Genomic DNA, 21,778 nt, shown 5'->3' with positions numbered 1-21,778 from the left:
TCTTGCCTCATATACTTTCGGATATGGTGCGGCGGCGATCGCCGCAAAGATCGGCGGATCGCATTTGTTTCAACCTTTTGGCGGACGTCAGGCGGTGCGGACCGTGACGGTTCCGATGAGCAGGTCGTGGATCAGCCTGCTGCGGTCGGTGAAGAGGCCAACCAACAGAATCAGCGGTGTAAGCACCGAGTTCAGGATCCAGAAAAGGGCTAGATGAACGATCGCCGTGAGGAAATCCATTCGTCGGCCATCGACGCGAATGATGGCGATGCCCATCGCCCGCATGCCGAGCGAGGCCTGGCTTGGTCCGCCAACCGTAAAGCCGAAATAGAGACCGGCGACGATCACGAACAGTGCCGGGTATAGAAAAAACCCCAGCCCCAGTGTGACGATTGACAGGAAGAACAGCACCACTGCCGCGGGAATGCAGAGCAGGAGAATGATCACGTAGTCGAGGATGAACGCAAAGACACGGCGGCTCAGCGTTCCACTGTAGGCGCGCCAGTCGTCCGGTGCGGCATAGAGCGGGTTCGGGTTGAGCGTCATCTTTGCGGTCTCCTTTCGAGAAGCGATGCCAAAAATATGGTATCGCGGGCCTCAAATACAATATTGAGGCCCTTGAGCGATCAGCGTTTCGCCAGGATTTTGGCGACCTCCATAGCAAAGTAGGTCAGAACGCCATCGCAACCCGCGCGCTTGAACGCCAGCAAAGTCTCCATCATGGCTCGCTCGCCGTCGATCCAGCCGTTCATCGCGGCAGCCTTGATCTGCGAATATTCTCCCGAGACCTGGTAGGCGAAGGTCGGCAGGCCGAAGGCTTCTTTCATGCGCCAGCAGATGTCGATGTACGGCAGGCCGGGCTTGACCATCAGCATGTCTGCGCCTTCCTCGACATCGAGGGCGGCGTCACGGATCGCCTCAGTGCCGTTGGCCGGATCGATGTAATAGGTCTTCTTGTCGCCCTTCAGCAGTCCGCCGGTGGAGATCGCTTCGCGGTAAGGTCCGTAGAAGGCGGAGGCGAACTTGGTCGCGTAGCTCATGATGCCGACATTCTGGTGCCCGGCCGCATCCAGCGCCTGGCGGATCGCTCCAATTCGGCCGTCCATCATTTCCGATGGGGAGATGATGTCAGAGCCTGCATCCGCCTGCATGACGGCGGCGCGTGCGACCTGCTCGACCGTCTCGTCGTTGACGATCTCGCCGTTTCGCAGGATGCCGTCGTGGCCGTGGCTGGTGAAGGGATCGAGTGCGACGTCTGTGATGATGCCGATGTTCGGCACCGCCTTCTTGATCGCGATCGTCGCCTGGTTGATCAGATTGTTCGCTTCGAGGCTGTTGGAGCCCGTTTCGTCACGCAATTCCATTTCGATGTTCGGGAAGGTGGCGATAGCAGGAATGCCGAGATCGGCCGCTTCTTTCGTTGCCTCGACCAGCTTGTCCACGCTCATACGGTTGACGCCCGGCATTGCCGGGATGGGCTCGACGATGCCGGATCCCGGAACGACAAAGACCGGCCAGATGAGATCGTCCACGGTGACGCGATTCTCCTGCACGAGACGGCGCGTCCAGTCAGCCTTGCGATTGCGGCGCATCCGGCGGTGGCCGGTGATTTCATCGACGAGGTGTGTCTTGTCCTGCATTATTCCAACTCTCAGCAATTCCATTCTATGTTGGGCTCAATATCATGCCGCATCTCGAAACCAAACCGGACGATTGGCCGCAACGGACGAACTGGTGGCGGAGACGCAAATGCAGCCCTATTGTTTGACCTATGGATATTGATTCTCCGACGATACCCAAGCGCACGCTGGCGAGCGTTTTCTTTGTCCTCTTCCTGAGGCTGGTGGCGATTTCGTGCTTCTGGTTCGGCCTGCAATATTGGGCGATGCTGGTCGGCTATTCGCTGGTTGGTGCCGGTCGCTTTGATCTTCTGAGCCTGCCATGGAAAGTCGCCAGCACGGGGCTCGCCGTTGTCTTCCCGGTTGCCTCTCTGGGGCTCTGGCTTGCCGTCTCCTGGGGGCCAGTCATATGGGTGCTTGCAGCCGGTGGCCAGATCCTCATGTATGGCTTCTTGCCGGAGATCTTTGGCGCCAATCGCCTCATCATCCTGCTGCACATTCTGGTCGCGCTGATCTACTGCGCCTTCCGCTTCGTGCTCTGGCAGGAGAGCCGTCGGCGGCGGCAGCAGGTAAGCGTTGATTTACCCTGATACAACCTCCGCTTCCGGTAAGGTGCTGTTAAGGCTGCAGTTTAAGTAGAATTTTATTTGTATTCGATAGGGTCTGTCTCAAGGCGGGAAGAAAACCAACACCGCCAAACAAAACAGTGAGGCAGTCATCATGAACACGAAAATCAAGCCGCAGGCGGTATCGAACTTCCGTGACCAGCAGGAACAGGGCATCCGTGATCTTTACATGGAATCCCTTCATCTTGTTGAACGTCTGCACCGCCGTCTTCTCGACGTCATCAAGGACGAGTTCGACCGTCAGGGTCGCAGCGACGTCAACGCCATCCAGGCTCTGCTCCTTTTCAACATCGGCAACTCGGAACTGACCGCCGGCGAACTTCGCTCTCGCGGTTACTACCTCGGCTCCAACGTTTCCTACAACGTCAAGAAGCTGGTCGACCTTGGCTTCATCAACCACCAGCGCTCGCGCATCGACCGTCGGTCGGTCCGCATCAGCCTGACGGAAACCGGCCAGGACATCGCCGAAACCGTTGCAAAGCTTTACGAACGCCATATCGCCTCGATCGACAAGGTCGGCGGCATCGGCACGGACGAATTCACGCAGATGAACAAGCTTTTGACCCGTCTCGATCGTTTCTGGAACGACCAGATCCTCTATCGCCTCTAATCTCGTAAGCCAACTTCCCTGCTGGCTTACCCGACCTCCAAGGCACAGAAGGGTGCAACGGTTTATATCGTTGCGCCCTTTCTGCTCGTGGTTCGTCATGCGCTTGACGGCTGGCGGGACTTGCACAGACTTGATAAAGGGGAGCGCGCCGACCTGGATGTCGGCCTAGGCTAGGGGATAGTGAGACATGATGTCAGAGGTGCTGACGGCAAGCGGCGGCGTGAAGCAGGTAATCTGTATCAGTTGGGGTACGAAATACGGCGCACCGTTCATAAACCGGCTCTATGGCATGGTGAAACGCAACATAACGCCGCCTTTCACCTTCACCTGCTTTACCGACAACCGCGCCGACCTGAATCCGGAAATCCTCTGCGAGGACTTGCCGCCGCTCGATGTCGAGAAAATGCCAGTCAACACGCTGGGAATCTGGCCAAAGGGTCGGCTTTGGGGTCCAAAGCTTGGCAATCTGAAGGGACCAGTTCTTTTCCTGGACTTGGATCTCGTGATCGTAAGCTCGCTTGATGCCTTCTTCGACGTTGGTGGGCCGGATGACGTGGTGTTGTCGCGAAACCAGACGACGCCCTTCGAACGGCTTGGGCAGACGTCGCTTTTCCGCTTTCCCGTGGGCAAGCTTGTGCCTTTGCAGGAGAAGTTTCGCGCAGATCCGCAAGGCGTCGCCGACAAATATCGATTCGAGCAGCGGTTCGTGACACGCAACGCCCCGGGCGGCGCAAAGTTTTTCTCGCGTCGCTGGGTCCTGCATTTCAAGCAGGATTGCCGTTGGCCGTGGCCGCTGAACTACCTCTTCGCACCCCGGCTGCCTGCCAGCGCGAAGGTCGTGATCTTCCCCCGCGGTTTTCATCCGCAATTTGCCATCGAAGGCCGCTACGGTGGCAAGGGCCCGGCTGTGTCGCCGATGTATCATATTTCGCACATGTTCGACCGTTCTCGGCGGGGAAAGCGGTCCCTCGCGCGCTATCTGCGCCAGTACATCCGTCCCGCGCCTTGGGTCGCGGAACACTGGCGCGAATGACCGCTCGCCCGGGTGCTGTGTCATCAGCGTGTCATCTTTGCAACGCATGGCAGGCAACCGCAAACGCCTGTATTCAAGCCGTTTTTTAGGCGTTATTAACCGCCACGTTTCATGCTGGCATATGGCTTGAAATTTGCGTCGCCCGCATAAGTTGAGTTTTGCCTGGGTGACACGAATTGGCCATATTAGCATGTCAGCGGAAAAGTACGGCAAATTGGCGCTTTCCAAATCAGAGGTCCGATAACCTCGCGCTTCCTGCTCGCAATCATGTGATGGCCGGAAACGTAGATGTGTGATGCGCCGTGGCGATGGGCTGATAATGACTGTGTGCCCGCAGTTATAGGCGCAAAGGCCGCTGGTCTCTCAAGCAGCGGTATTTTAGTGGTTGGGATGGATGTCGAAGAAAATCGGAACTGAAGCTTTCTCTCGTCGGGCGTTTCTGACGTCTGCGGCTATGGTGGGTGCGGGCGCTCTTGCCGCACCGGCGTTGGCACAATCGGCGCTCGATTCGATCATCAATGCGCCGCAGCGTGGCGACTGGGATGACCAGTTCGATGCGAAGGCGGCTTCCCGTACGGCCACGGCTGTTGTTTCCAACACCCCGATCCTCGGCCCGCAATCCATGCCCAGCATGCAGCAGGCAATTGCAGAATACCAGCAGATCGCCTCTGCCGGCGGCTGGCCCGAAGTCGGCAGCAGCCAGCAGCGTCTGCAGATCGGCGTGACGGATCAGGTGGTTCAGGGCCTGCGCCAACGGCTGATCATCACCGGCGACCTGCCGCGCGAAGCCGGCATCTCGAACTCTTTCGATTCGTATGTCGATGGCGCAGTGAAGCGTTTCCAGGCGCGCCACGGCCTGCCGGCCGATGGTGTTATCGGCGAATTCACGCTGAAGGCCATGAACATCCCGGCTGACGTGCGTTTGCAGCAGCTGAATACCAACCTCATCCGCCTCCAGACCTTCCCCGAAGATCTCGGTCGTCGTCACGTCATGGTCAACATCCCGGCCGCTTACGTCGAAGGTGTCGAAGACGGCAGCGTCGTCACGCGGCACAATGCCATTGTCGGGCGCCTCAGCCGTCCGACGCACCTCGTCAACTCGAAGATCTACGAGGTCATCCTCAATCCATACTGGACCGCGCCGCGTTCGATCGTCGAGAAGGACATCGTGCCGCTCATGCGCAAGGATCCGACCTATCTCGAGAAGAACTCCATTCGCCTGATCGACGGCAAGGGCAACGAAGTGGCCCCCGAGACGATCGACTGGAATGCCGAGAAGGCACCGAACCTGATGTTCCGCCAGGATCCGGGCAAGATCAACGCCATGGCGTCCACGAAGATCAACTTCTACAACAAGAACGGCGAGTACATGCACGACACGCCGCAGCAGGGTCTGTTCAACAAGCTCATGCGCTTCGAGTCGTCCGGCTGCGTCCGCGTTCAGAACGTCCGCGATCTGACGACGTGGCTGCTCCGCGACACCCCGCCGTGGTCGCGCCAGCAGATGGAGCAGGTCATCACCACGCGCGTCAACACGCCGATCAAGCTTGCCGAAGAAGTGCCGGTCTACTTCGTCTACATCTCCGCATGGGGCATGCCGGATGGCGTCGTGCAGTTCCGCGACGACATCTACCAGATGGATGGCAATGCCGAACTGGCTCTCGATACGACCGCTGGCACGGAGCAGCCGGTCCAGTAAGGCCGCCGGCCCGCATATTTGTTTTCGAAACCGCGTCTTTTCAGGCGCGGTTTTTTGTTGCGCGTAGATTGCCTAGCAAATGTCGTTCTCCGTATTGCCCTTGGCAGGGCAGGGCGCTAATACCTTCGCGCATTCCAGTTGAGGAGCCCGCCCATGACCAATGCTTCCACCCAGACCTTCTTCAATCGCTCGCTTGCCGATACCGATCCGGAAATCTTCGGTTCGATCCAAAAGGAACTCGGTCGCCAGCGTCATGAGATCGAGCTGATCGCGTCGGAAAACATCGTTTCCCGTGCGGTCCTGGAAGCCCAGGGCTCCATCATGACCAACAAGTACGCTGAGGGTTATCCGGGCAAGCGCTACTATGGCGGCTGCCAGTTCGTCGATATCGCTGAAGAACTCGCGATCGAACGCGCCAAGAAGCTCTTCGGCGTCAACTTCGCCAACGTTCAGCCGAACTCCGGTTCGCAGATGAACCAGGCCGTCTTCCTTGCGCTGCTGCAGCCAGGCGACACCTTCATGGGTCTCGACCTGAATTCGGGCGGTCACCTGACCCACGGTTCGCCGGTCAACATGTCCGGCAAATGGTTCAACGTCGTGTCCTACGGCGTTCGCGAAGGCGACAACCTGCTCGACATGGACGAAGTCGCTCGCAAGGCCGAAGAAACCAAGCCGAAGCTCATCATCGCCGGCGGCACCGCTTACTCCCGCATCTGGGACTGGAAGCGCTTCCGCGAAATCGCTGACTCGGTGGGCGCTTATCTGATGGTCGACATGGCTCATATCGCCGGTCTCGTTGCCGGTGGCCAGCATCCGTCGCCGTTCCCGCATTGCCATGTTGCGACCACCACGACCCACAAGTCGCTGCGCGGCCCGCGCGGTGGTGTCATTCTGACGAATGACGAAGATCTGGCGAAGAAGTTCAACTCGGCCGTCTTCCCGGGTCTCCAAGGTGGCCCGCTCATGCACATCATCGCCGCCAAGGCCGTTGCCTTCGGCGAAGCGCTGCAGCCTGAGTTCAAGGATTACGCAGCCCAGATCGTCAAGAACGCCAAGGCGCTTGCCGAAACGCTCATCGCAGGCGGCCTCGATGTCGTCTCCGGCGGCACCGACAACCACCTGATGCTGGTCGACCTTCGCAAGAAGAACGCGACGGGCAAGCGCGCAGAAGCAGCGCTCGGCCGCGCCTACATCACGTGCAACAAGAACGGCATCCCGTTCGACCCTGAAAAGCCCTTCGTCACCTCCGGCGTCCGCCTCGGCGCGCCTGCCGGCACGACGCGCGGCTTCAAGGAAGCGGAATTCAAGGAAATCGGCAATCTCATCGTCGAGGTTCTCGATGGCCTGAAGGCCGCCAACTCCGACGAAGGCAATGCCAGCGTCGAAGCAGCCGTACGCGACAAGGTGGTCAACCTCACCGGCCGCTTCCCAATGTACGATTACATCGGCTAAGGATAGCGCATGCGCTGCCCATTCTGCGGATCGGAAGACACACAGGTCAAGGATTCACGCCCGGCGGAGGACAATACGTCCATCCGCCGCAGGCGTATTTGTCCTGATTGCGGCGGTCGCTTCACGACCTTCGAACGCGTGCAGCTGCGCGAGTTGATGGTCCTCAAGAAGACCGGCCGCAAGGTGCCTTTCGACCGGGACAAACTGGTACGCTCCTTCGAAATCGCCTTGCGCAAGCGTCCTGTCGATCGCGACCGGATCGAGCGGGCGGTTTCCGGCATCGTGCGGCGCCTCGAAAGCTCCGGCGAAGTCGAGATCAGCTCCGAACAGATCGGCCTGCAGGTGCTTGAGGCCCTGAAGAGCCTCGATGACGTTGGCTTCGTTCGCTACGCCTCGGTCTATAGGGATTTCTCGCACGCCGAGGACTTCGAGAAGGTTATCTCCGAAATCAACGCCAAGATCGCCCGCGATCCGCTGGACGGCTAGCCCATGAGCGCTTCGTCGGACGACGCGCGTTTCATGCAAGAGGCAATCCGCCTCGGTTTGCTGCACCTTGGTCAGACATCGACCAATCCATCCGTCGGCTGCGTCGTCGTTCGCGACGGCGCGATCGTCGGTCGCGGCACTACAGCCGTCGGCGGCCGACCGCATGCCGAGCCGCAAGCCTTGGCTCAAGCTGGCGATCTGGCCCGCGGCGCCACCGCTTACGTCACGCTTGAACCCTGCTCGCATCACGGAAAGACCCCGCCCTGCGCCGAGGCTTTGATCGCCTATGGCGTTGCGCGCGTCGTCATCAGTGTCACGGATCCGGACACTCGGGTTTCTGGACGAGGCATTGCCATGCTGCGCGACACCGGCATTGAGGTCGATACCGGCGTTCTAGAAAAAGAGGGCCGGCGCTCGCTTGCGGCATACCTCATGCGGCAGACGAAACACCGACCCTATGTGACTCTCAAACTTGCGATTTCTGCCGATGGTATGATCGGAAAAGCCGGCGAGGGGCAAGTGGCGATCACGGGACCAGCAGCCCGCGCCGAAGTGCAGAAGCTGCGCGCTGAAACTGATGCGATCCTCGTTGGCATCGGTACAGCAATCGCCGACGACCCATTGCTCACAGTTCGGACCGCGGGGCAGGAGGCGCGATCGCCGATCCGTGTCGTGCTGGATCACGACCTGTCTTTGCCGCTTGAGAGCAAGTTGGTCAAAACGGCAGGAGACGTCCCTGTCATCGTCGTTGCGGGAGAACCGCCGCTCTTCGACAATAGCGAGGACGACGATTTCGCCGGACGTCGGGCAGCTCTCGACGCAGCCGGCGTCGAGGTCGTGCAATGCAACCCATATCGGCCCGACGAACTGTTGCCGGCACTCGCATCGCGGGGGATCTCGTCGCTGGTTATCGAGGGCGGAGCGAAAACCGCAAGGCTTTTCCTTGAGGCCGGTCTCGTGGACCGTATTCTCCTCTATCAGGGGCCCGGTACGATTGGCGCGGGCGGTATTGAAACGCCGGTTACGAAAGCCGATATGCCATCTGGCTTTGCCCACATGGGCACATTTACCTTCGGCGACGACCGCCTCGATGAATACGAAAGAGAGTTTTGATGTTTACCGGAATTGTCACCGACGTCGGCACGATCGAATCCGTTTCACCATTGAAGGAAGGCATCAAGCTTCGCGTTGCGACGAGCTATGATCCTGCCACGATCGATATGGGTGCGTCGATTTCTCATTCCGGCATCTGCCTGACCGTGACGGGTCTGCCGAGCGAGGGCAGCAACGGACGGTGGTTCGAGGTCGAAGCCTGGGAAGAAGCACTTCGCCTGACGACGATCGCCACCTGGAAGGAAGGCAGCCGGGTCAACCTCGAGCGCTCCCTGAAGATCGGTGACGAGCTCGGTGGGCATATCGTTTCCGGCCACGTCGACGGCAAGGCCGAGATTCTGTCCGTGATCGAAGAGGGTGATGCCATCCGGTATCGCCTGCGTGCGCCGGAGCATCTTGCGAAGTTTGTCGCTCCGAAGGGCTCGATCGCCCTGGACGGCACGTCGCTGACGGTCAATGCCGTCGAGGGAACGGATTTCGATGTCCTTCTGATCCGCCATACGCTCGAAGTCACGACCTGGGGCCAGCGCAAGGCTGGTGATTTCGTGAACTTCGAGGTCGACACTATGGCGCGCTATGCAGCGAGACTTGCTGAGTTCCCGAGCGCGAAAGCAGAATAACCTCTCCATTGTAGTTCACGCGTGCCACTTCGCGGAAGCCGAGCTTTTCCGCGACGCGCAGGGAAGGGCTGTTTTTCGGATCTATGATGCAGGTCATCGGCCTCGATGGAAAGCGCTCCTCGGCCCAGGCGATGAGAGCCCGCAGCGCTTCGGTCGCATAGCCGTGGCGTTGTGCGCTAGGGAGTAGCGCCCATCCTGTTTCCAGCGTGCCTTCGGTCGTTTCGGGCTGCATCTCCCTTTTCATGTCAAGGAAGCCCGCCTCGCCAATGAGGCGGCCGCTTTGCTTTTCCTCGATCGCGAGGAAGCCGAACCCCATATGGTGCCACATGCCGGCAGCGCGGAGCATGCGCCCCCATGTCTGTTCGCGCGTTGAAGGAGTACCGGTGATATGGCGAACGACGTCCTCGTTCGCCCAGAGCGCGACGTAATCGTCGAAATCGTCGAGGTTATGGGGGCGGAGTCTCAGCCGCTCGGTTTCTATCGTCGGGATCAAGGTCATGCTCCAGGCTCGCCATCCCAGTAATCGAGATCGTCGCCAGGGCGACCCATGAACCGGAAGTTCTTGCGACCGTCTCCCGGTCGATTGGTCTTGGCGAGGAGCTTGCCGGAATCGGGATATTCGACGATCTCGGTTTTCGCCTTGGTCGAGATGCCAAGATAGATCAGCACCGTCGATCCCGTGTTGATGATCTGATGCGCGGTTTCCGGTCCGCCTGCCGGAGCGCCAAGCGTATCGCCCTTGCCGATCTGATAGCTTTTCGGACCAAAACGATATTCGCCGCTTCCCTCGAGAACGAAGAACAACTCATCTTCGACGTGATGATTGTGAAAGGGACAGCTCGATTTGCCGGGCGGCACTTCATTGTAGCTGATGCCGAGGCCGGCCAGTCCGAGAAGCGCGCCAAAGGATGTATCCCGGCTTTCATAAAGGGTGCCCTGCGTCCAGTGTTCGAGCGTGAGATCGCCGACATTGATGACGGGCTTTGGAATTTCGGACATGGTTGCTCCTCCTGATCGCGGGGAGGAGGCATCATTCCGCTGGAAAACACAACCCTTGCTGGGCCATGCTAGGGCGGCAGCTATCCGCCGCCCATCGATCCTAGTGACAATAGAAGACGATGCCGCCATCGGGAGACAGGGCGGCGTTGACAATGTCCTGAACGCGAACACCGTGCTCGCTCAGCCGGAGAGCGAGGCGTGCATTCGAAGCGATCGCGGCCCGGATCACATGAATGTCGGCGCTATGGCCTTCCGGGGTATTGCTTCCGCCCATGTTGCCGGTCTCGCCCGGGATATGTCTGACCTCGAAGTTGGTGCCGTTGAATATCCTGAGTGTGCTTTCGATGCCTGCCGGGTTGCTCACGGCGAAGTTTTCCGCATGGCCAGCGTCGGCAAGGGCTAGGGAGGCGATAGCGGTAACCCGATTCATGGTGGTGTCCTTTCATCTGCGTTGACGGTCGGCTGTCGTGCAGGGGATCGTCTGGGTTGCCTGATAAAGCTGGCGCCAAGGCATCTGCATTTCAATGGGTAAGCCTCTGAAATCGAATTACAAATTGGTTAGTTTTTCCGCCTTCAGGTTGCCATTTTTGAGGCGACTGACGTTGACGGTCGGGAGGCCCCCGCGGGCGTGCCGGCTATGCTATTGCCCGCGTTTCCAAATTTGCATCCAAGCTATGATCGGAATTTGCTTGCCATTCGGCCAAAGGCATGTTTTGACCGCGACCTGCCGTGTGGCAAGTCCTCTAGGAAATGAAGGTGAAGCATGGCGCGAGATACCGCTCCCCATATTTTGATCGTCGAAGCTCGCTTCTATGACGACATGGCTGACGCCCTTCTCGAAGGCGCGACCTTTGCCTTGACCGAAGCAGGCGCGACCTACGACGTCGTAACAGTTCCGGGCGCGCTCGAAATTCCGGCAGCGATTGCCATGGCGCTTGATGGGGCGGATAATGACGGCACGAACTACGACGGTTATGTCGCTCTGGGCATGGTCATTCGCGGCGAGACCTACCACTTCGATATCGTATCGAACGAATCCTCGCGTGCATTGATGGATCTCGCCGTCAGTGAATCCATTGCCATTGGCAACGGTATCCTGACCGTCGAAAATGATGAACAGGCATGGGCGCGCGTACGCCGCTCTGACAAGGACAAGGGCGGATTTGCCGCCCGTGCAGCTCTCACGATGATCGAGCTGAAGAAGAAACTGGGTGCATAACGAATGAACAACGAGAACTCCGAGCGTCCGGTCAAGGCAGCGAACCAGCGGGGCGCAGCACGCCTCGCTGCCGTTCAGGCGCTCTACCAGATGGATATCGGCGGCACCGGCGTGCTGGAAATCGTCGCCGAATACGAAGCGCATCGCCTCGGCCAGGAGATTGATGGCGAGACCTACCTGAAGGCGGATGCCTCCTGGTTCCGGTCGATCGTCTCCGGCGTCGTACGCGAACAGAAGCGTCTTGATCCGCTGGTCGCCTCCGCACTGCAGGACGATTGGGCATTGTCACGCCTCGACAGCACGGTCCGTGCCATCCTGCGCGCCGGCGTCTTCGAGTTGCTCGAGCGCAAGGATGTTCCCGTCGCGGTCATCGTCACGGAATATGTCGAGATTGCCCAGGCCTTCTTCAGCGATGATGAGCCGAAGCTGGTCAATGCTGTTCTCGACCGCATTGCGAAGCAGGTTCGCGGCGAAGCGAAAAAGTAGCGCTACCTCAGGTCGCAGGGCCGCTCCTCCATCAGAGGCCATTCCTCCTTTCCCGTTGCTCCGTAAGGGTTTTCAGCCCCGGCGGGCTTGACGTCCTGTTTTCCTCCACGCAATCTCCACCCGGCGTTGCAGCATTTCTGTGGGAGGAAATCGAGTCGGCGTGTTCGCAGCCGGAGAGGGAGTGAGCTCCGGCTCTTTTGGAGGAAAGAGCGAAATGACCATTCTTTTAGGCGTAATAGCATGTGGTCTGCTCTCGGTGGTTTATGCCATCTGGGCAACCCGGTCGGTGCTGGCCGCCGATCAGGGCAATAGCCGCATGCAGGAAATCGCGGGCTATATCCGCGAAGGCGCGCAGGCTTATCTGACGCGTCAGTACAAGACCATTGCCATTGTCGGTATCGTTGTTTTCATCGCAGCCTGGCTGCTACTCTCCAGCACAGCTGCAATCGGCTTTCTGATCGGCGCCGTTCTGTCGGGCGCTGCTGGTTTCATCGGCATGCACGTTTCCGTCCGCGCCAATGTCCGTACCGCCCAGGCCTCGTCTCATAGTCTTTCTGCAGGGCTGGAAATCGCCTTCAAATCGGGCGCGATCACTGGCATGCTTGTCGCTGGTCTCGCCCTTCTCGGTGTCTCCATCTACTATTATGTGCTGACCGTCGTTCTCGGCCACGAGGCTGGCTCGCGCGAGGTTGTCGATTCCCTGGTCGCGCTGGGCTTCGGCGCATCCCTGATTTCGATCTTCGCCCGTCTCGGCGGCGGTATCTTCACCAAGGGCGCAGACGTCGGAGGTGACCTCGTCGGCAAGGTCGAAGCCGGCATTCCAGAGGACGACCCGCGCAATCCTGCTACCATCGCAGACAACGTCGGTGATAACGTCGGCGACTGCGCAGGCATGGCAGCCGACCTGTTCGAAACCTATGCCGTGTCTGTGGTCGCGACGATGGTTCTGGCATCCATCTTCTTTGCCGGCGCACCGATCCTGCAGTCGGCCATGATTTACCCGCTTGCGATCTGCGGCGCCTGCATCATCACCTCGATCATCGGAACCTTCTTCGTCAAACTCGGCAGCAACAGTTCGATCATGGGTGCCCTTTACAAGGGACTGATCGTGACCGGCCTGCTGTCGATCGTCGGTCTCGGCGCTGCGACGTCGTTGACCATCGGCTGGGGAAGCGTCGGAAACGTTGGCGGCAGTGAGATCACCGGCACTCATCTGTTCCTGTGCGGTATCGTCGGTCTGATCGTCACGGCGCTGATCGTCGTCATTACCGAATATTACACCGGCACCAACAAGCGCCCGGTCAACTCGATCGCCCAGGCGTCGGTGACCGGTCACGGCACCAATGTGATCCAGGGTCTGGCGGTTTCGCTGGAGTCGACGGCATTGCCTGCCATCGTCATCGTCGGCGGCATTCTTGCCACCTACCAGCTCGGTGGTCTTTTCGGGACCGGCATTGCGGTAACCGCGATGCTCGGCATTGCCGGCATGATCGTCGCCCTCGACGCCTTCGGTCCGGTGACGGACAATGCGGGCGGCATCGCGGAAATGTCCCACCTGCCACCCGAGGTCCGCAAGTCGACCGACGCGCTCGACGCCGTCGGCAACACGACCAAGGCCGTCACCAAGGGCTATGCGATCGGCTCGGCCGGCCTCGGTGCCCTCGTGCTCTTTGCCGCTTACTCCTACGATCTGAAGTATTTCGCGGCAAACGGTGACAAGTACCCTTATTTCGCGGGCATCGGCGATATCTCCTTCGACCTCTCGAACCCTTACGTGGTCGCGGGGCTGATCTTCGGCGGCCTGATTCCATATCTCTTCGGCGGCATCGCAATGACTGCCGTTGGTCGTGCCGCCGGCGCGATCGTCGAGGAGGTTCGCCGCCAGTTCAAGGAAAAGCCGGGCATCATGCAGGGGACCGAGCGGCCGGACTACGGCAAGGCTGTCGACCTGCTGACCAAGGCCGCCATCCGCGAAATGATCATACCGTCCCTGTTGCCGGTGCTGGCACCCGTCGTCGTGTACTTCGGTGTTCTCGCGATCTCCGGATCCAAGGCCTCGGCGTTTGCGGCGCTCGGTGCATCGCTGCTCGGCGTGATCATCAACGGGCTCTTCGTCGCCATCTCGATGACATCGGGCGGCGGTGCATGGGACAATGCCAAGAAATCCTTCGAAGACGGCTTCGTCGACAAGGATGGCACGCGTCACCTGAAAGGCTCGGAGGCGCACAAGGCGTCTGTAACGGGCGATACGGTTGGCGATCCCTACAAGGATACCGCCGGACCGGCCGTCAACCCTGCGATCAAGATCACGAACATCGTCGCGTTGCTGCTGCTCGCCATCCTGGCCTGACGGCTCCACAAACATAGCCAATAAAAAACCCGCCGGAGCGATCCGGCGGGTTTTTCTGTGAGATGCCAGGCTCTTAGCGCAAGCTGCCTGGGTTCTGCGGCGACGCCGGAGCGCCACTGGTGCCGAACAGGCCCTTTGCCATGTTCGCCGCGCTGCCGCCCGAAAGCAGCTGCTGCAGGAAGGTGAGATCCTTGCCGCCGGTCGGGGTGACGCGGTTGATCGTGTCGAAGACCTTGCCGTCCTTGAGCGTGTAGTTGGCACGGCGGGTCACGACGCCGTCCTTGTCGAAATAGATGGCGAGAACGCTCTGGTCGACGACCTTCAGCTTCTGGAAGGCGAGCGAGCGTTCGCGGCGCTGCGAGATGTAGTAGAAGACCTCGCCGTCGAAGGTCGCCGTCGTCGAGGGCGTGCCCAGCGAAAGCAGAACCTGCTCGCGGCTCGAGCCCTCTGGAACGAGGTTCAGGGATTGCTCATCGGCGACATAGCCACCGTTGAGAACGGTACCTGTTTGGCATCCAGTCAATCCGGCTGAGGCAATCAAGATGGCAATGGCTGCATTGCTGAGGAATTTCTTGTCAGACTTGAAATACCGTTTCTTCAACGACATCTACTCCCTTAACGTATCGATAGCGCAGCCATTGGCCCTGCAAAGTATCGCTGATGCAAAACCATTGTGGCCTTTCCGGGGTCGGATAACCGACAGCCCGGCGAGCGGCTCCCAAAAAGGTGCTGTCCCGAAAGCGGCCACCTTCGGCATTGCAATTCGCGCCTGCTTCGGTAAACCAGCTTTCGAAATCATGCAACAAGGCCGGACGCTGCTTAGCGCGAAGAAGAGGCCTTTCCGGAAAAAACAATGATCTTCGGGCTCTTTGGCAAGAAAAACAACAATCAGGCGATCGTCGATCGGCAGTATCAGACGCTGACCGCCGCGGCGCGCATGCCGGATTTCTATGAAAGCATGAATGTGCCCGATACCGTCATGGGACGGTTCGAGATGCTGTCGGCGGTCATGATCCTGTTCTTTCGGCGCACGCGTGCGTCTGCCACCAGCGGCCAGGAAATCGCGCAGGAGATCGTCGATGCCTTCTTTGAGGATATCGACTACTCGATCCGCGAACTGGGCATCGGCGACAATAGTGTTCCCAAGCGGATGAAGAAGCTGGCCGGCATGTTCTATGGCCGGCTCGAAGCTTACTCGAAGGCAATGGACGCAACCGATGCCGAAGCGTTGAACGACGCGCTCAGCCGAAATATACACCCGAAGGCAACCGACGCGGTCGACATGCGTGCTCTTACAGGCTGGATGTTCGAAGCTGAAGCACATCTTTCAGCCCAGTCGGAAGATACGATCGCGACAGGTTCTGCGACGCTTCCGAAGGCTGCATGAGGAGATTACTATGAAGCACTCCACCGACGACATCCCTTTCTCCTATCTCGTCAAGGTCGGCCACATTTCCGCGAATCCGGTCGAAGTGCGCCTTGAAGCCGACAAGAGGGAATTGCTGGCAATCGCCGAGACCTGGGACGTCCTATCGGTCGACGATTTTCGTGCGGACCTGCAGATCGCTCGCTGGAAGCGTGACGGCATTCGCGTGAAGGGCAGGGTGCAAGCCAAGATCGTCCAGGCCTGTGTCGTCTCGCTCGAGCCGGTGCCGTCGAATATCGACGAGACTTTCGAGCAGATTTTCGTGCCCGAGAATTCCAAGCTGGCCCGTCGCCCCGCCAATGACGCCGGCGAAATGGTGCTCGATCCCGATGGCCCTGATCTGCCGGAGAGCTTTTCCGGCGACACGATCGATGTCGGCGAAGTCGTCACGGAATTTGCTGCCATGGCCATCGATCCCTATCCCCGGAAGGAAGGCGTTGAGTTCGGAAATCACATCGAGGACACTGGGGAAAACGACAAGAAACCGTCCGCTTTTGCCGTGCTGAAGGATTGGAAAAAGGACTGAAAGCCGTTGGTTATTTGACACAATTCAGTTGTAAGCGACGGGAAAACCGGTATTTTGGCCGAAATTTCGCCCTCCAGAGGCGAAAAACAAGGATCAGGGACGCGTGATCAGAATTTCTCTCGACCTCATGGGTGGCGACTTTGGTCCCCAGGTTGTCATCCCCGGCGCCGCGAAAGCGTTGGAAAGACATCCAGATATGTCTTTCGTGATGTACGGTTTGAAGGAACAGTGCGAGCCGATCCTCGATAAGTTTCCGAAGCTCAAGGAAAAGTCGGTTTTCCATGACTGCGAACTCGCCGTTCGCATGGATGAGAAGCCAAGTCAGGCGCTTCGCCGTGGTCGTTATGTCTCTACCATGTGGCGTTCGATCGAGGCGGTGAAGACGAAAGACGCCGACGTGGCGGTTTCTGCGGGCAATACCGGCGCGCTGATGGCCATGGCGAAGTTCTGTCTGCGCACCATGGCCAATATTGAACGCCCCGCGATCGCTGCAATCTGGCCGACCCTGAAGGGCGAGAGCATCGTTCTGGATGTCGGCGCAACGATTGGCGCTGATTCCCAGCAGTTGATGGATTTCGCGCTAATGGGCGGCGCCATGGCGCGCGCGCTGTTCGAGGTCGATCGTCCGACGATCGGTCTTTTGAACGTCGGGGTTGAAGAGATCAAGGGACAGGAAGAGGTTCGTGAGGCAGGTCGCCTGCTGCGGGAAGCCAACCTCGATTCCATGGAATATTTCGGCTTCGTCGAAGGAAACGACCTCGGTAAGGGTACCGTCGATGTCGTCGTGACCGAAGGCTTTTCCGGCAACATCGCCCTGAAGGCCGCCGAAGGAACAGCGCGACAGATCGGCGAGTATCTTCGCGCTGCCATGTCGCGAACGCTTCTTGCCAAGATCGGCTATCTGTTCGCCAAGGGCGCCTTCGACATGCTGCGCGAGAAGATGGACCCGAGCCGCGTCAATGGTGGCGTGTTCCTCGGCCTGAACGGCGTTGTCATCAAGAGCCATGGTGGCGCCAATGCCGAAGGCATTTCGGCAGCCATCGAGGTCGGCTATGACATGGCCAAGAATGGCCTCAATGAGAAAATAGAAAACGACTTGCAAAAGTATCATGCCAAAAGGCTGCCGCCGATCGGGCCGGAAGCTGCATGAGCGACGAGGTTTAGTGAATATGATCCGTTCAGTGGTTCGCGGGTTCGGAGCCGCACTTCCGAAACGCGTTATGACCAATCGCGACATCGAGGATGTCGTTGACACGTCCGATGAATGGATTGTCCAGCGGACCGGCATTCGTCAGCGTTATGTCGCCGGCGACGACGAGACGACGTCCTCGCTCGGCGCGGCAGCAGCGCGTGCGGCGCTCGAAAATGCCGGCCTGACGCCTGCTGATATCGATCTCATCATCTGCGCCACCTCGACGCCTGATAATACCTTCCCGGCGACGGCTGTGAGCATCCAGAACCGTCTTGGCATGACCCACGGTTTCGCCTTCGACGTCCAGGCGGTCTGCACCGGCTTTGTCTATGCCGTCACCACCGCCGACGCCTACATCCGTGGTGGTCTCGCCAAGCGCGTTCTGGTCATCGGCGCCGAGACCTTCTCGCGCATCCTGGATTGGAACGATCGCACCACCTGCGTGCTTTTCGGCGACGGCGCCGGCGCGCTCGTTCTCGAGGCATCCGAGGGCGAAGGGACGACGGCTGACCGCGGCGTCTTGACCGCGCACCTGCGCTCTGACGGCTCGCACAAGGACAAGCTCTATGTCGACGGCGGACCGTCTACAACCGGCACTGTTGGCAAGCTGCGCATGGAGGGCCGTGAAGTCTTCAAATACGCCGTCGGCATGATCACCGACGTGGTCGTTGCAGCGTTCGAAGCGACTGGTACCAGCGCCGACGATCTTGATTGGCTGGTTCCACATCAGGCCAACCGCCGCATCATCGAGGGTTCTGCAAAGAAGCTCAATATTCCGGTGGAGAAGGTCGTCATCACGGTTGACCTGCATGGCAACACCTCGGCGGCATCCATCCCTCTGGCGCTGGCGACAGCGGCTGCCGACGGTCGCATCAAGAAGGGCGATCTCGTCATGCTGGAAGCCATGGGCGGCGGGTTCACCTGGGGCGCCGTTCTGCTGCGCTGGTAGCCGTCTCAAATCGAAAAAACTGACAACGAACAAAGGCTTGACCGTAAGGCGCAAGACAAATACTCTTTGTTCGTTTCATAAAAACCTTAAACGGATGGGCGGGGAAACCATGACCGGAAAAACAGTGACGCGAGCGGATCTGGCGGAATCAGTTTTTCGCAAGGTCGGTCTGTCCAGGACTGAGTCGGCAGAGCTTGTGGAAACTGTCATAGACGAGATCTGTAACGCGATTGTTCGCGGCGAGACCGTCAAGCTTTCCTCCTTTGCAACATTCCAGGTGCGCGACAAGAACGAGCGCATCGGGAGAAATCCGAAGACCGGCGAGGAAGTGCCGATTTCTCCTCGCCGCGTCATGACCTTCAAGGCTTCGAATGTCCTGAAGACGAGGATTCTGAAGGCCCATACCCTTCGCAAGGTCAAGCAGAAGCCTGCCAACCCTGCCGTGTAATCCTCCGTGTTGACCGAGCCAAAGCTCGGTTCACAAGCCTCTTCCGTCAGCGATCTGTGCTTTACCTAAAGACGTGACTTGAATTCACGGCGGCAAACCGTTGAAATATGATGAGTCGCGGCCGAGTTCACCTGTCGGTGGTTCGGTCGATGCCTTGCCGTCGTGCGGCAGGCGCGCGCCTGAAATCGCGTAGGGAGTAAGATGTTGGACAAGAGCCCAGATGCTTTCCGCACCATCAGCGAGGTAGCGGACGACCTTGATCTTCCGCAGCACGTGCTTCGCTTCTGGGAGACCCGTTTCCCGCAGATCAAGCCCATGAAGCGTGGTGGCGGGCGTCGCTATTATCGCCCGGAAGATATCGACTTGCTCAAGGGCATCCGGCACCTGCTCTACGATCACGGCTACACCATCAAGGGCGTCCAGAAGCTGCTGAAGACGAACGGCAACAAGTTCGTAATCGCGATCGGCCATGGTGATCTCGCGAGCGTTCAGGCGCTGGCTGGCGGGCAACAGGATGGCGAGGCATCAGAGCCACGGGTCGGTCTCTCGGACGAGGACCAGGTCGTCGGTCGCGCCAAGCCGCCGATCACGCGTCGCTTCTTCAATTTCGTCGGTGGCGAAGAAGATTCACCCGAAGTGTCGATCGGCAAATCCAGCGTCGGCAAGGAAGATCGTGCGCTTCTGCAGGAAGCGCTGTACGATCTTCTCGAATGCAAACGCCTGCTCGATCAGGTTCGCTGATAGGGCTTCCGCGCAGCGCGCCGACCGCTCGGCGCTGCCATCTCATCCATTCGACATGTTCAGGAGACATTCGTGTCCGCGCTCAGTTCCGTTCCCGGAAAATCCTATGATGCCTTTCTGTTCGACATGGACGGCACGCTTCTGAATTCAATCGCCGTCGTCGAGCGCGTTTGGGCAGGCTGGGCCGTTCGGCATGGCTTGGAGCCGGAGGTCTTTTTGAAGACCATTCACGGCATTCGCGCCGTGGATGTCATCAAGCAGCTAGCCCTGCCTGGCGTTGATCCGGTCTATGAGGCAAAGCAGTTGCTCGACGAGGAAATGGCCGACGTCGAGGGCATCGTGCAGATCCCGGGTGCCGTTTCCTTCCTGAACAGCATTGCGCCCGACCGGTGGGCAATCGTCACCTCTGCACCGATCGAGCTCGCGAAGCGCCGCATGGCCGCGGCCGGAATTCCGACGCCGAAGGTTCTGGTGAGCGGTGAGGAAGTTGCGGCCGGCAAGCCAAGCCCAGAATGTTACCGTCTCGGCGCACAACGGCTTGGCGTGGATCCCTCGAAATGTCTTGTTTTCGAGGATGCGGTCGCCGGAATTCTGGCGGGCGAGGCCGCCGGCGCCGACGTTACTGTTATCACCGCAACGCATACGACGCCGTTCGAGACGCCGCATTTTTCCATTCCGGACTATCTGGAGTGGCGCGTCAACGCTGCCGCCGATGGGCGCATCGGCCTCGCGTCGGCATCCTAGTTTTTCTTCTGCAGCGCCTGCTTGCGCATCCGCTCGAACGCGGCCTGCATCTTGGCTTTGACCGAGCCGAGCGTGCCGAGTTCGTGTCCGCAGGTGAAGCAGGTGAGGATATCGCTATCCAACGGCTCCGGCCGCTCGAACTTCATTCTTGTGTTCCTGCACTTCGGGCAGGGGATTTCGATCTGCATGTCTCTCAAACTCCCTATGTCGCGCCGTCCCCTTAGTCGCAAGCAAACGATTGGGCAAGCGCTTTGAACCTGCTGGTGTTGCTACGCTTAAAGGCGGTCGCTGTTTTTTATTCTGATGACCTGATTTTTCGCTTGCGCCGAAAATCCCGAAAGACTAACAGGATCAAGCCTGTTTAGGCGTGACGGAATGTAGCGCAGCCCGGTAGCGCACTTGACTGGGGGTCAAGGGGTCGTCGGTTCGAATCCGGCCATTCCGATATTTTCAAGGTTTAGCGGACGCGTGACGCTTTCTCCTTACAAAGCCAGTTAGCGACACCGCTAGCTGGCTTTTGTTTTTGGCGATGCGCCCGGCAGTGATGGGTCTTCTCGCCTGAATCCGGCAGTCCGAGGCGGCAAGAGACTTTCTTTTGCCATCGGATGCAGGGTATATCAGCGGCCATTATCTTCATGTGGATGGTGGTTTGATCTAGCGACTTTACTGGCAATAGTCGCTATGAGCAGCAAAATGGAATGAAGACGGAACAGGGAATGCGGCAGGTGTCGGACAGGTCAGTAACGCGAAGCGCGGACCTTCTACTCAATGACGAAAGCGAACCCGCGCGCCGGCAGGTTTCGCAGCAGGGCGCGGGCTACCGCCCTTCAGACCTCCAGGAGGTCCTGAATGTCGTCGGCGACGTTTTGCTGTCCCCGCAGGCTCCCGATATGGCCGGATATGTGGCCGGCAACGTTTACCGACGGCTTGAGAAGCGTGGTTCTGTGCGGGAAGCTTCCGCAACCGATCTGACGCCGCCGGAGCATCTGCAGCGCGCGCTTGCAAACGTAGCGGCTTCCCTGCCGCGTTTCGCCGCCATAAAGGAATCGCTTTTCAACGTTGCGGAACGCCTGACATGGCGCCGTGGTCGCGGTGGCCCTTTCGCGAGCCTGAATTTCGAGATGGCACATGCGCATGCGGTGATCGTCGGCCCAGGCGGTATGGAAGAGCGCAGCGATGTGCGCCTGGGGCTGACGCTTATGGCGCCGTACAGTCGCTTCCCGGACCACGTCCAATTCCATTCGCGGGTGTTCATGTTGTTGTCGGATGGAGAGGTCTGCCTCGACGACAGCAACTGGTTCCGGGCAACAGCCGGAACGATCTTCTTCAACGAAGCCGGTCGCAAGTTTGCGATGCGCTGCACCGCGGAGCCGCTCCTTGCGATCTGGTGCCACGTCGAGGACGCGTCTCTCTAGGGACGCCAGCCTTCCAGTCTAGTCA

At 59.2% G+C, this 21,778-nt stretch carries 25 protein-coding genes, 1 tRNA gene and 1 pseudogene; 20 read left to right on the top strand and 7 right to left on the bottom strand.

Annotation, left to right across the window (positions count from 1 at the left end):
• Nucleotides 1-87 precede the first annotated feature (87 nt).
• Nucleotides 88-546, bottom strand: coding sequence for an RDD family protein (locus QTL94_RS05785; protein WP_065690079.1), 459 nt, complete (start codon nucleotides 544-546; stop codon nucleotides 88-90).
• 80 nt (nucleotides 547-626) lie between these two features.
• Nucleotides 627-1,640 carry a porphobilinogen synthase gene (gene hemB / locus QTL94_RS05780; RefSeq protein WP_289800866.1) on the bottom strand — a complete coding sequence of 338 codons (1,014 nt, stop codon included), beginning with the start codon at nucleotides 1,638-1,640 and terminating at the stop codon, nucleotides 627-629.
• Between the two features lie 131 nt (nucleotides 1,641-1,771).
• Between hemB and QTL94_RS05775 the strand changes: the two genes are divergently transcribed.
• The 8 genes from QTL94_RS05775 to QTL94_RS05740 all read left to right on the top strand — a co-directional run bounded on the left by QTL94_RS05775 (nucleotide 1,772) and on the right by QTL94_RS05740 (nucleotide 9,258).
• Entirely contained in the window at nucleotides 1,772-2,209 is a 438-nt protein-coding gene (locus QTL94_RS05775) for a DUF6163 family protein (RefSeq protein ID WP_065690081.1), read from the top strand.
• A gap of 130 nt (nucleotides 2,210-2,339) precedes the next feature.
• Nucleotides 2,340-2,855 (top strand): transcriptional regulator LdtR, encoded by a 516-nt coding sequence (gene ldtR / locus QTL94_RS05770; protein ID WP_065690082.1) that lies wholly within the window; start codon nucleotides 2,340-2,342, stop codon nucleotides 2,853-2,855.
• Nucleotides 2,856-3,042: 187 nt separating this feature from the next.
• The gene (locus tag QTL94_RS05765) at nucleotides 3,043-3,888 is read left to right on the top strand and encodes a glycosyl transferase (RefSeq protein WP_065690083.1); all 846 of its coding nucleotides are present in this window, start codon (nucleotides 3,043-3,045) and stop codon (nucleotides 3,886-3,888) included.
• A gap of 394 nt (nucleotides 3,889-4,282) precedes the next feature.
• Nucleotides 4,283-5,587, top strand: coding sequence for a L,D-transpeptidase family protein (locus QTL94_RS05760; protein ID WP_289800865.1), 1,305 nt, complete (start codon nucleotides 4,283-4,285; stop codon nucleotides 5,585-5,587).
• Nucleotides 5,588-5,740: 153 nt separating this feature from the next.
• Entirely contained in the window at nucleotides 5,741-7,039 is a 1,299-nt protein-coding gene (gene glyA / locus QTL94_RS05755) for a serine hydroxymethyltransferase (protein ID WP_065690085.1), read from the top strand.
• A gap of 9 nt (nucleotides 7,040-7,048) precedes the next feature.
• A complete protein-coding gene (nrdR, locus tag QTL94_RS05750) occupies nucleotides 7,049-7,525 on the top strand; it encodes a transcriptional regulator NrdR (RefSeq protein WP_065690086.1) in 477 nt (158 codons plus the stop codon).
• 3 nt (nucleotides 7,526-7,528) lie between these two features.
• The gene (gene ribD, locus QTL94_RS05745) at nucleotides 7,529-8,638 is read left to right on the top strand and encodes a bifunctional diaminohydroxyphosphoribosylaminopyrimidine deaminase/5-amino-6-(5-phosphoribosylamino)uracil reductase RibD (RefSeq protein ID WP_289800864.1); all 1,110 of its coding nucleotides are present in this window, start codon (nucleotides 7,529-7,531) and stop codon (nucleotides 8,636-8,638) included.
• On the top strand, nucleotides 8,638-9,258 hold the full coding sequence (locus QTL94_RS05740) for a riboflavin synthase (protein WP_289800863.1): 621 nt from the start codon (nucleotides 8,638-8,640) through the stop codon (nucleotides 9,256-9,258). The genes ribD and QTL94_RS05740 overlap by 1 nt, the downstream gene beginning before the upstream one ends.
• Here QTL94_RS05740 and QTL94_RS05735 read toward each other — a convergent pair.
• The 3 genes from QTL94_RS05735 to QTL94_RS05725 form a co-directional block, all read right to left on the bottom strand.
• Complete coding sequence (locus QTL94_RS05735) at nucleotides 9,203-9,757, bottom strand: GNAT family N-acetyltransferase (RefSeq protein WP_289800862.1); 555 nt, start codon at nucleotides 9,755-9,757, stop codon at nucleotides 9,203-9,205. The two genes, QTL94_RS05740 and QTL94_RS05735, sit on opposite strands and share 56 nt — an antisense overlap.
• Complete coding sequence (locus QTL94_RS05730) at nucleotides 9,754-10,257, bottom strand: cupin domain-containing protein (RefSeq protein ID WP_289800861.1); 504 nt, start codon at nucleotides 10,255-10,257, stop codon at nucleotides 9,754-9,756. Before QTL94_RS05730 ends, QTL94_RS05735 begins: the two co-directional genes overlap by 4 nt.
• Nucleotides 10,258-10,357: 100 nt before the next feature.
• A complete protein-coding gene (locus QTL94_RS05725) occupies nucleotides 10,358-10,687 on the bottom strand; it encodes a hypothetical protein (protein WP_289800860.1) in 330 nt (109 codons plus the stop codon).
• 333 nt (nucleotides 10,688-11,020) lie between these two features.
• Between QTL94_RS05725 and QTL94_RS05720 the strand changes: the two genes are divergently transcribed.
• The 3 genes from QTL94_RS05720 (at nucleotide 11,021) to QTL94_RS05710 (ending at nucleotide 14,312) form a co-directional block, all read left to right on the top strand.
• On the top strand, nucleotides 11,021-11,476 hold the full coding sequence (locus QTL94_RS05720) for a 6,7-dimethyl-8-ribityllumazine synthase (RefSeq protein ID WP_065690092.1): 456 nt from the start codon (nucleotides 11,021-11,023) through the stop codon (nucleotides 11,474-11,476).
• A gap of 3 nt (nucleotides 11,477-11,479) precedes the next feature.
• Entirely contained in the window at nucleotides 11,480-11,962 is a 483-nt protein-coding gene (gene nusB / locus QTL94_RS05715; RefSeq protein WP_065690093.1) for a transcription antitermination factor NusB, read from the top strand.
• Between the two features lie 214 nt (nucleotides 11,963-12,176).
• Complete coding sequence (locus QTL94_RS05710; protein ID WP_289800859.1) at nucleotides 12,177-14,312, top strand: sodium-translocating pyrophosphatase; 2,136 nt, start codon at nucleotides 12,177-12,179, stop codon at nucleotides 14,310-14,312.
• A 73-nt stretch (nucleotides 14,313-14,385) separates the two neighbouring features.
• Here QTL94_RS05710 and QTL94_RS05705 read toward each other — a convergent pair whose 3' ends face one another.
• Nucleotides 14,386-14,919 (bottom strand): outer membrane protein assembly factor BamE, encoded by a 534-nt coding sequence (locus QTL94_RS05705; protein WP_065690095.1) that lies wholly within the window; start codon nucleotides 14,917-14,919, stop codon nucleotides 14,386-14,388.
• A gap of 190 nt (nucleotides 14,920-15,109) precedes the next feature.
• Here QTL94_RS05705 and QTL94_RS05700 point away from each other — a divergent pair.
• The 7 genes and pseudogenes from QTL94_RS05700 to QTL94_RS05670 all read left to right on the top strand — a co-directional run bounded on the left by QTL94_RS05700 (nucleotide 15,110) and on the right by QTL94_RS05670 (nucleotide 20,338).
• Nucleotides 15,110-15,699, top strand: a pseudogene (locus tag QTL94_RS05700) (ubiquinol-cytochrome C chaperone family protein).
• Nucleotides 15,700-15,709: 10 nt separating this feature from the next.
• Nucleotides 15,710-16,264, top strand: coding sequence for a YceD family protein (locus tag QTL94_RS05695; protein ID WP_065690098.1), 555 nt, complete (start codon nucleotides 15,710-15,712; stop codon nucleotides 16,262-16,264).
• Between the two features lie 103 nt (nucleotides 16,265-16,367).
• Nucleotides 16,368-17,414 carry a phosphate acyltransferase PlsX gene (gene plsX, locus QTL94_RS05690; RefSeq protein ID WP_065690099.1) on the top strand — a complete coding sequence of 349 codons (1,047 nt, stop codon included), beginning with the start codon at nucleotides 16,368-16,370 and terminating at the stop codon, nucleotides 17,412-17,414.
• A 19-nt stretch (nucleotides 17,415-17,433) separates the two neighbouring features.
• A complete protein-coding gene (locus tag QTL94_RS05685; RefSeq protein ID WP_289800858.1) occupies nucleotides 17,434-18,405 on the top strand; it encodes a beta-ketoacyl-ACP synthase III in 972 nt (323 codons plus the stop codon).
• Between the two features lie 109 nt (nucleotides 18,406-18,514).
• Complete coding sequence (locus QTL94_RS05680; RefSeq protein ID WP_065690101.1) at nucleotides 18,515-18,853, top strand: integration host factor subunit alpha; 339 nt, start codon at nucleotides 18,515-18,517, stop codon at nucleotides 18,851-18,853.
• Between the two features lie 201 nt (nucleotides 18,854-19,054).
• Nucleotides 19,055-19,594, top strand: a complete 540-nt coding sequence (locus QTL94_RS05675) for a MerR family transcriptional regulator (protein WP_065690102.1) — start codon at nucleotides 19,055-19,057, stop codon at nucleotides 19,592-19,594.
• Nucleotides 19,595-19,666: 72 nt separating this feature from the next.
• A complete protein-coding gene (locus QTL94_RS05670; protein ID WP_289800857.1) occupies nucleotides 19,667-20,338 on the top strand; it encodes an HAD family hydrolase in 672 nt (223 codons plus the stop codon).
• On the opposite strand, the gene QTL94_RS05665 is transcribed toward QTL94_RS05670, so the two are convergent.
• Nucleotides 20,335-20,484 (bottom strand): hypothetical protein, encoded by a 150-nt coding sequence (locus QTL94_RS05665; RefSeq protein ID WP_198928662.1) that lies wholly within the window; start codon nucleotides 20,482-20,484, stop codon nucleotides 20,335-20,337. The two genes, QTL94_RS05670 and QTL94_RS05665, sit on opposite strands and share 4 nt — an antisense overlap.
• A 225-nt stretch (nucleotides 20,485-20,709) precedes the next feature.
• Here QTL94_RS05665 and QTL94_RS05660 point away from each other — a divergent pair.
• Nucleotides 20,710-20,783: transfer RNA gene (locus QTL94_RS05660), tRNA-Pro, on the top strand.
• 271 nt (nucleotides 20,784-21,054) lie between these two features.
• A complete protein-coding gene (locus tag QTL94_RS05655) occupies nucleotides 21,055-21,753 on the top strand; it encodes a dimethylsulfonioproprionate lyase family protein (protein WP_289801057.1) in 699 nt (232 codons plus the stop codon).
• Nucleotides 21,754-21,778 lie beyond the last annotated feature (25 nt).

Source organism: Rhizobium sp. S96, assembly GCF_030382195.1.
GTDB lineage: Bacteria > Pseudomonadota > Alphaproteobacteria > Rhizobiales > Rhizobiaceae > Rhizobium.
This window is presented reverse-complemented; position numbering and strand designations above follow the sequence as displayed.

Coding starts and splice junctions, on each gene's coding strand:
- hemB (WP_289800866.1), bottom strand. CDS start 1,640: ATGCAGGACAAGACACACCTCGTCGATGAAATCACCGGCCACCGCCGG.
- QTL94_RS05720 (WP_065690092.1), top strand. CDS start 11,021: ATGGCGCGAGATACCGCTCCCCATATTTTGATCGTCGAAGCTCGCTTC.
- QTL94_RS05735 (WP_289800862.1), bottom strand. CDS start 9,757: ATGACCTTGATCCCGACGATAGAAACCGAGCGGCTGAGACTCCGCCCC.
- QTL94_RS05710 (WP_289800859.1), top strand. CDS start 12,177: ATGACCATTCTTTTAGGCGTAATAGCATGTGGTCTGCTCTCGGTGGTT.
- QTL94_RS05760 (WP_289800865.1), top strand. CDS start 4,283: ATGTCGAAGAAAATCGGAACTGAAGCTTTCTCTCGTCGGGCGTTTCTG.
- QTL94_RS05765 (WP_065690083.1), top strand. CDS start 3,043: ATGATGTCAGAGGTGCTGACGGCAAGCGGCGGCGTGAAGCAGGTAATC.
- QTL94_RS05695 (WP_065690098.1), top strand. CDS start 15,710: ATGAAGCACTCCACCGACGACATCCCTTTCTCCTATCTCGTCAAGGTC.
- QTL94_RS05665 (WP_198928662.1), bottom strand. CDS start 20,484: ATGAAGTTCGAGCGGCCGGAGCCGTTGGATAGCGATATCCTCACCTGC.
- QTL94_RS05775 (WP_065690081.1), top strand. CDS start 1,772: ATGGATATTGATTCTCCGACGATACCCAAGCGCACGCTGGCGAGCGTT.
- QTL94_RS05785 (WP_065690079.1), bottom strand. CDS start 546: ATGACGCTCAACCCGAACCCGCTCTATGCCGCACCGGACGACTGGCGC.
- QTL94_RS05655 (WP_289801057.1), top strand. CDS start 21,055: ATGCGGCAGGTGTCGGACAGGTCAGTAACGCGAAGCGCGGACCTTCTA.
- QTL94_RS05705 (WP_065690095.1), bottom strand. CDS start 14,919: ATGTCGTTGAAGAAACGGTATTTCAAGTCTGACAAGAAATTCCTCAGC.
- ldtR (WP_065690082.1), top strand. CDS start 2,340: ATGAACACGAAAATCAAGCCGCAGGCGGTATCGAACTTCCGTGACCAG.
- QTL94_RS05685 (WP_289800858.1), top strand. CDS start 17,434: ATGATCCGTTCAGTGGTTCGCGGGTTCGGAGCCGCACTTCCGAAACGC.
- QTL94_RS05675 (WP_065690102.1), top strand. CDS start 19,055: ATGTTGGACAAGAGCCCAGATGCTTTCCGCACCATCAGCGAGGTAGCG.
- QTL94_RS05740 (WP_289800863.1), top strand. CDS start 8,638: ATGTTTACCGGAATTGTCACCGACGTCGGCACGATCGAATCCGTTTCA.
- QTL94_RS05680 (WP_065690101.1), top strand. CDS start 18,515: ATGACCGGAAAAACAGTGACGCGAGCGGATCTGGCGGAATCAGTTTTT.
- nusB (WP_065690093.1), top strand. CDS start 11,480: ATGAACAACGAGAACTCCGAGCGTCCGGTCAAGGCAGCGAACCAGCGG.
- QTL94_RS05725 (WP_289800860.1), bottom strand. CDS start 10,687: ATGAATCGGGTTACCGCTATCGCCTCCCTAGCCCTTGCCGACGCTGGC.
- nrdR (WP_065690086.1), top strand. CDS start 7,049: ATGCGCTGCCCATTCTGCGGATCGGAAGACACACAGGTCAAGGATTCA.
- QTL94_RS05730 (WP_289800861.1), bottom strand. CDS start 10,257: ATGTCCGAAATTCCAAAGCCCGTCATCAATGTCGGCGATCTCACGCTC.
- ribD (WP_289800864.1), top strand. CDS start 7,529: ATGAGCGCTTCGTCGGACGACGCGCGTTTCATGCAAGAGGCAATCCGC.
- glyA (WP_065690085.1), top strand. CDS start 5,741: ATGACCAATGCTTCCACCCAGACCTTCTTCAATCGCTCGCTTGCCGAT.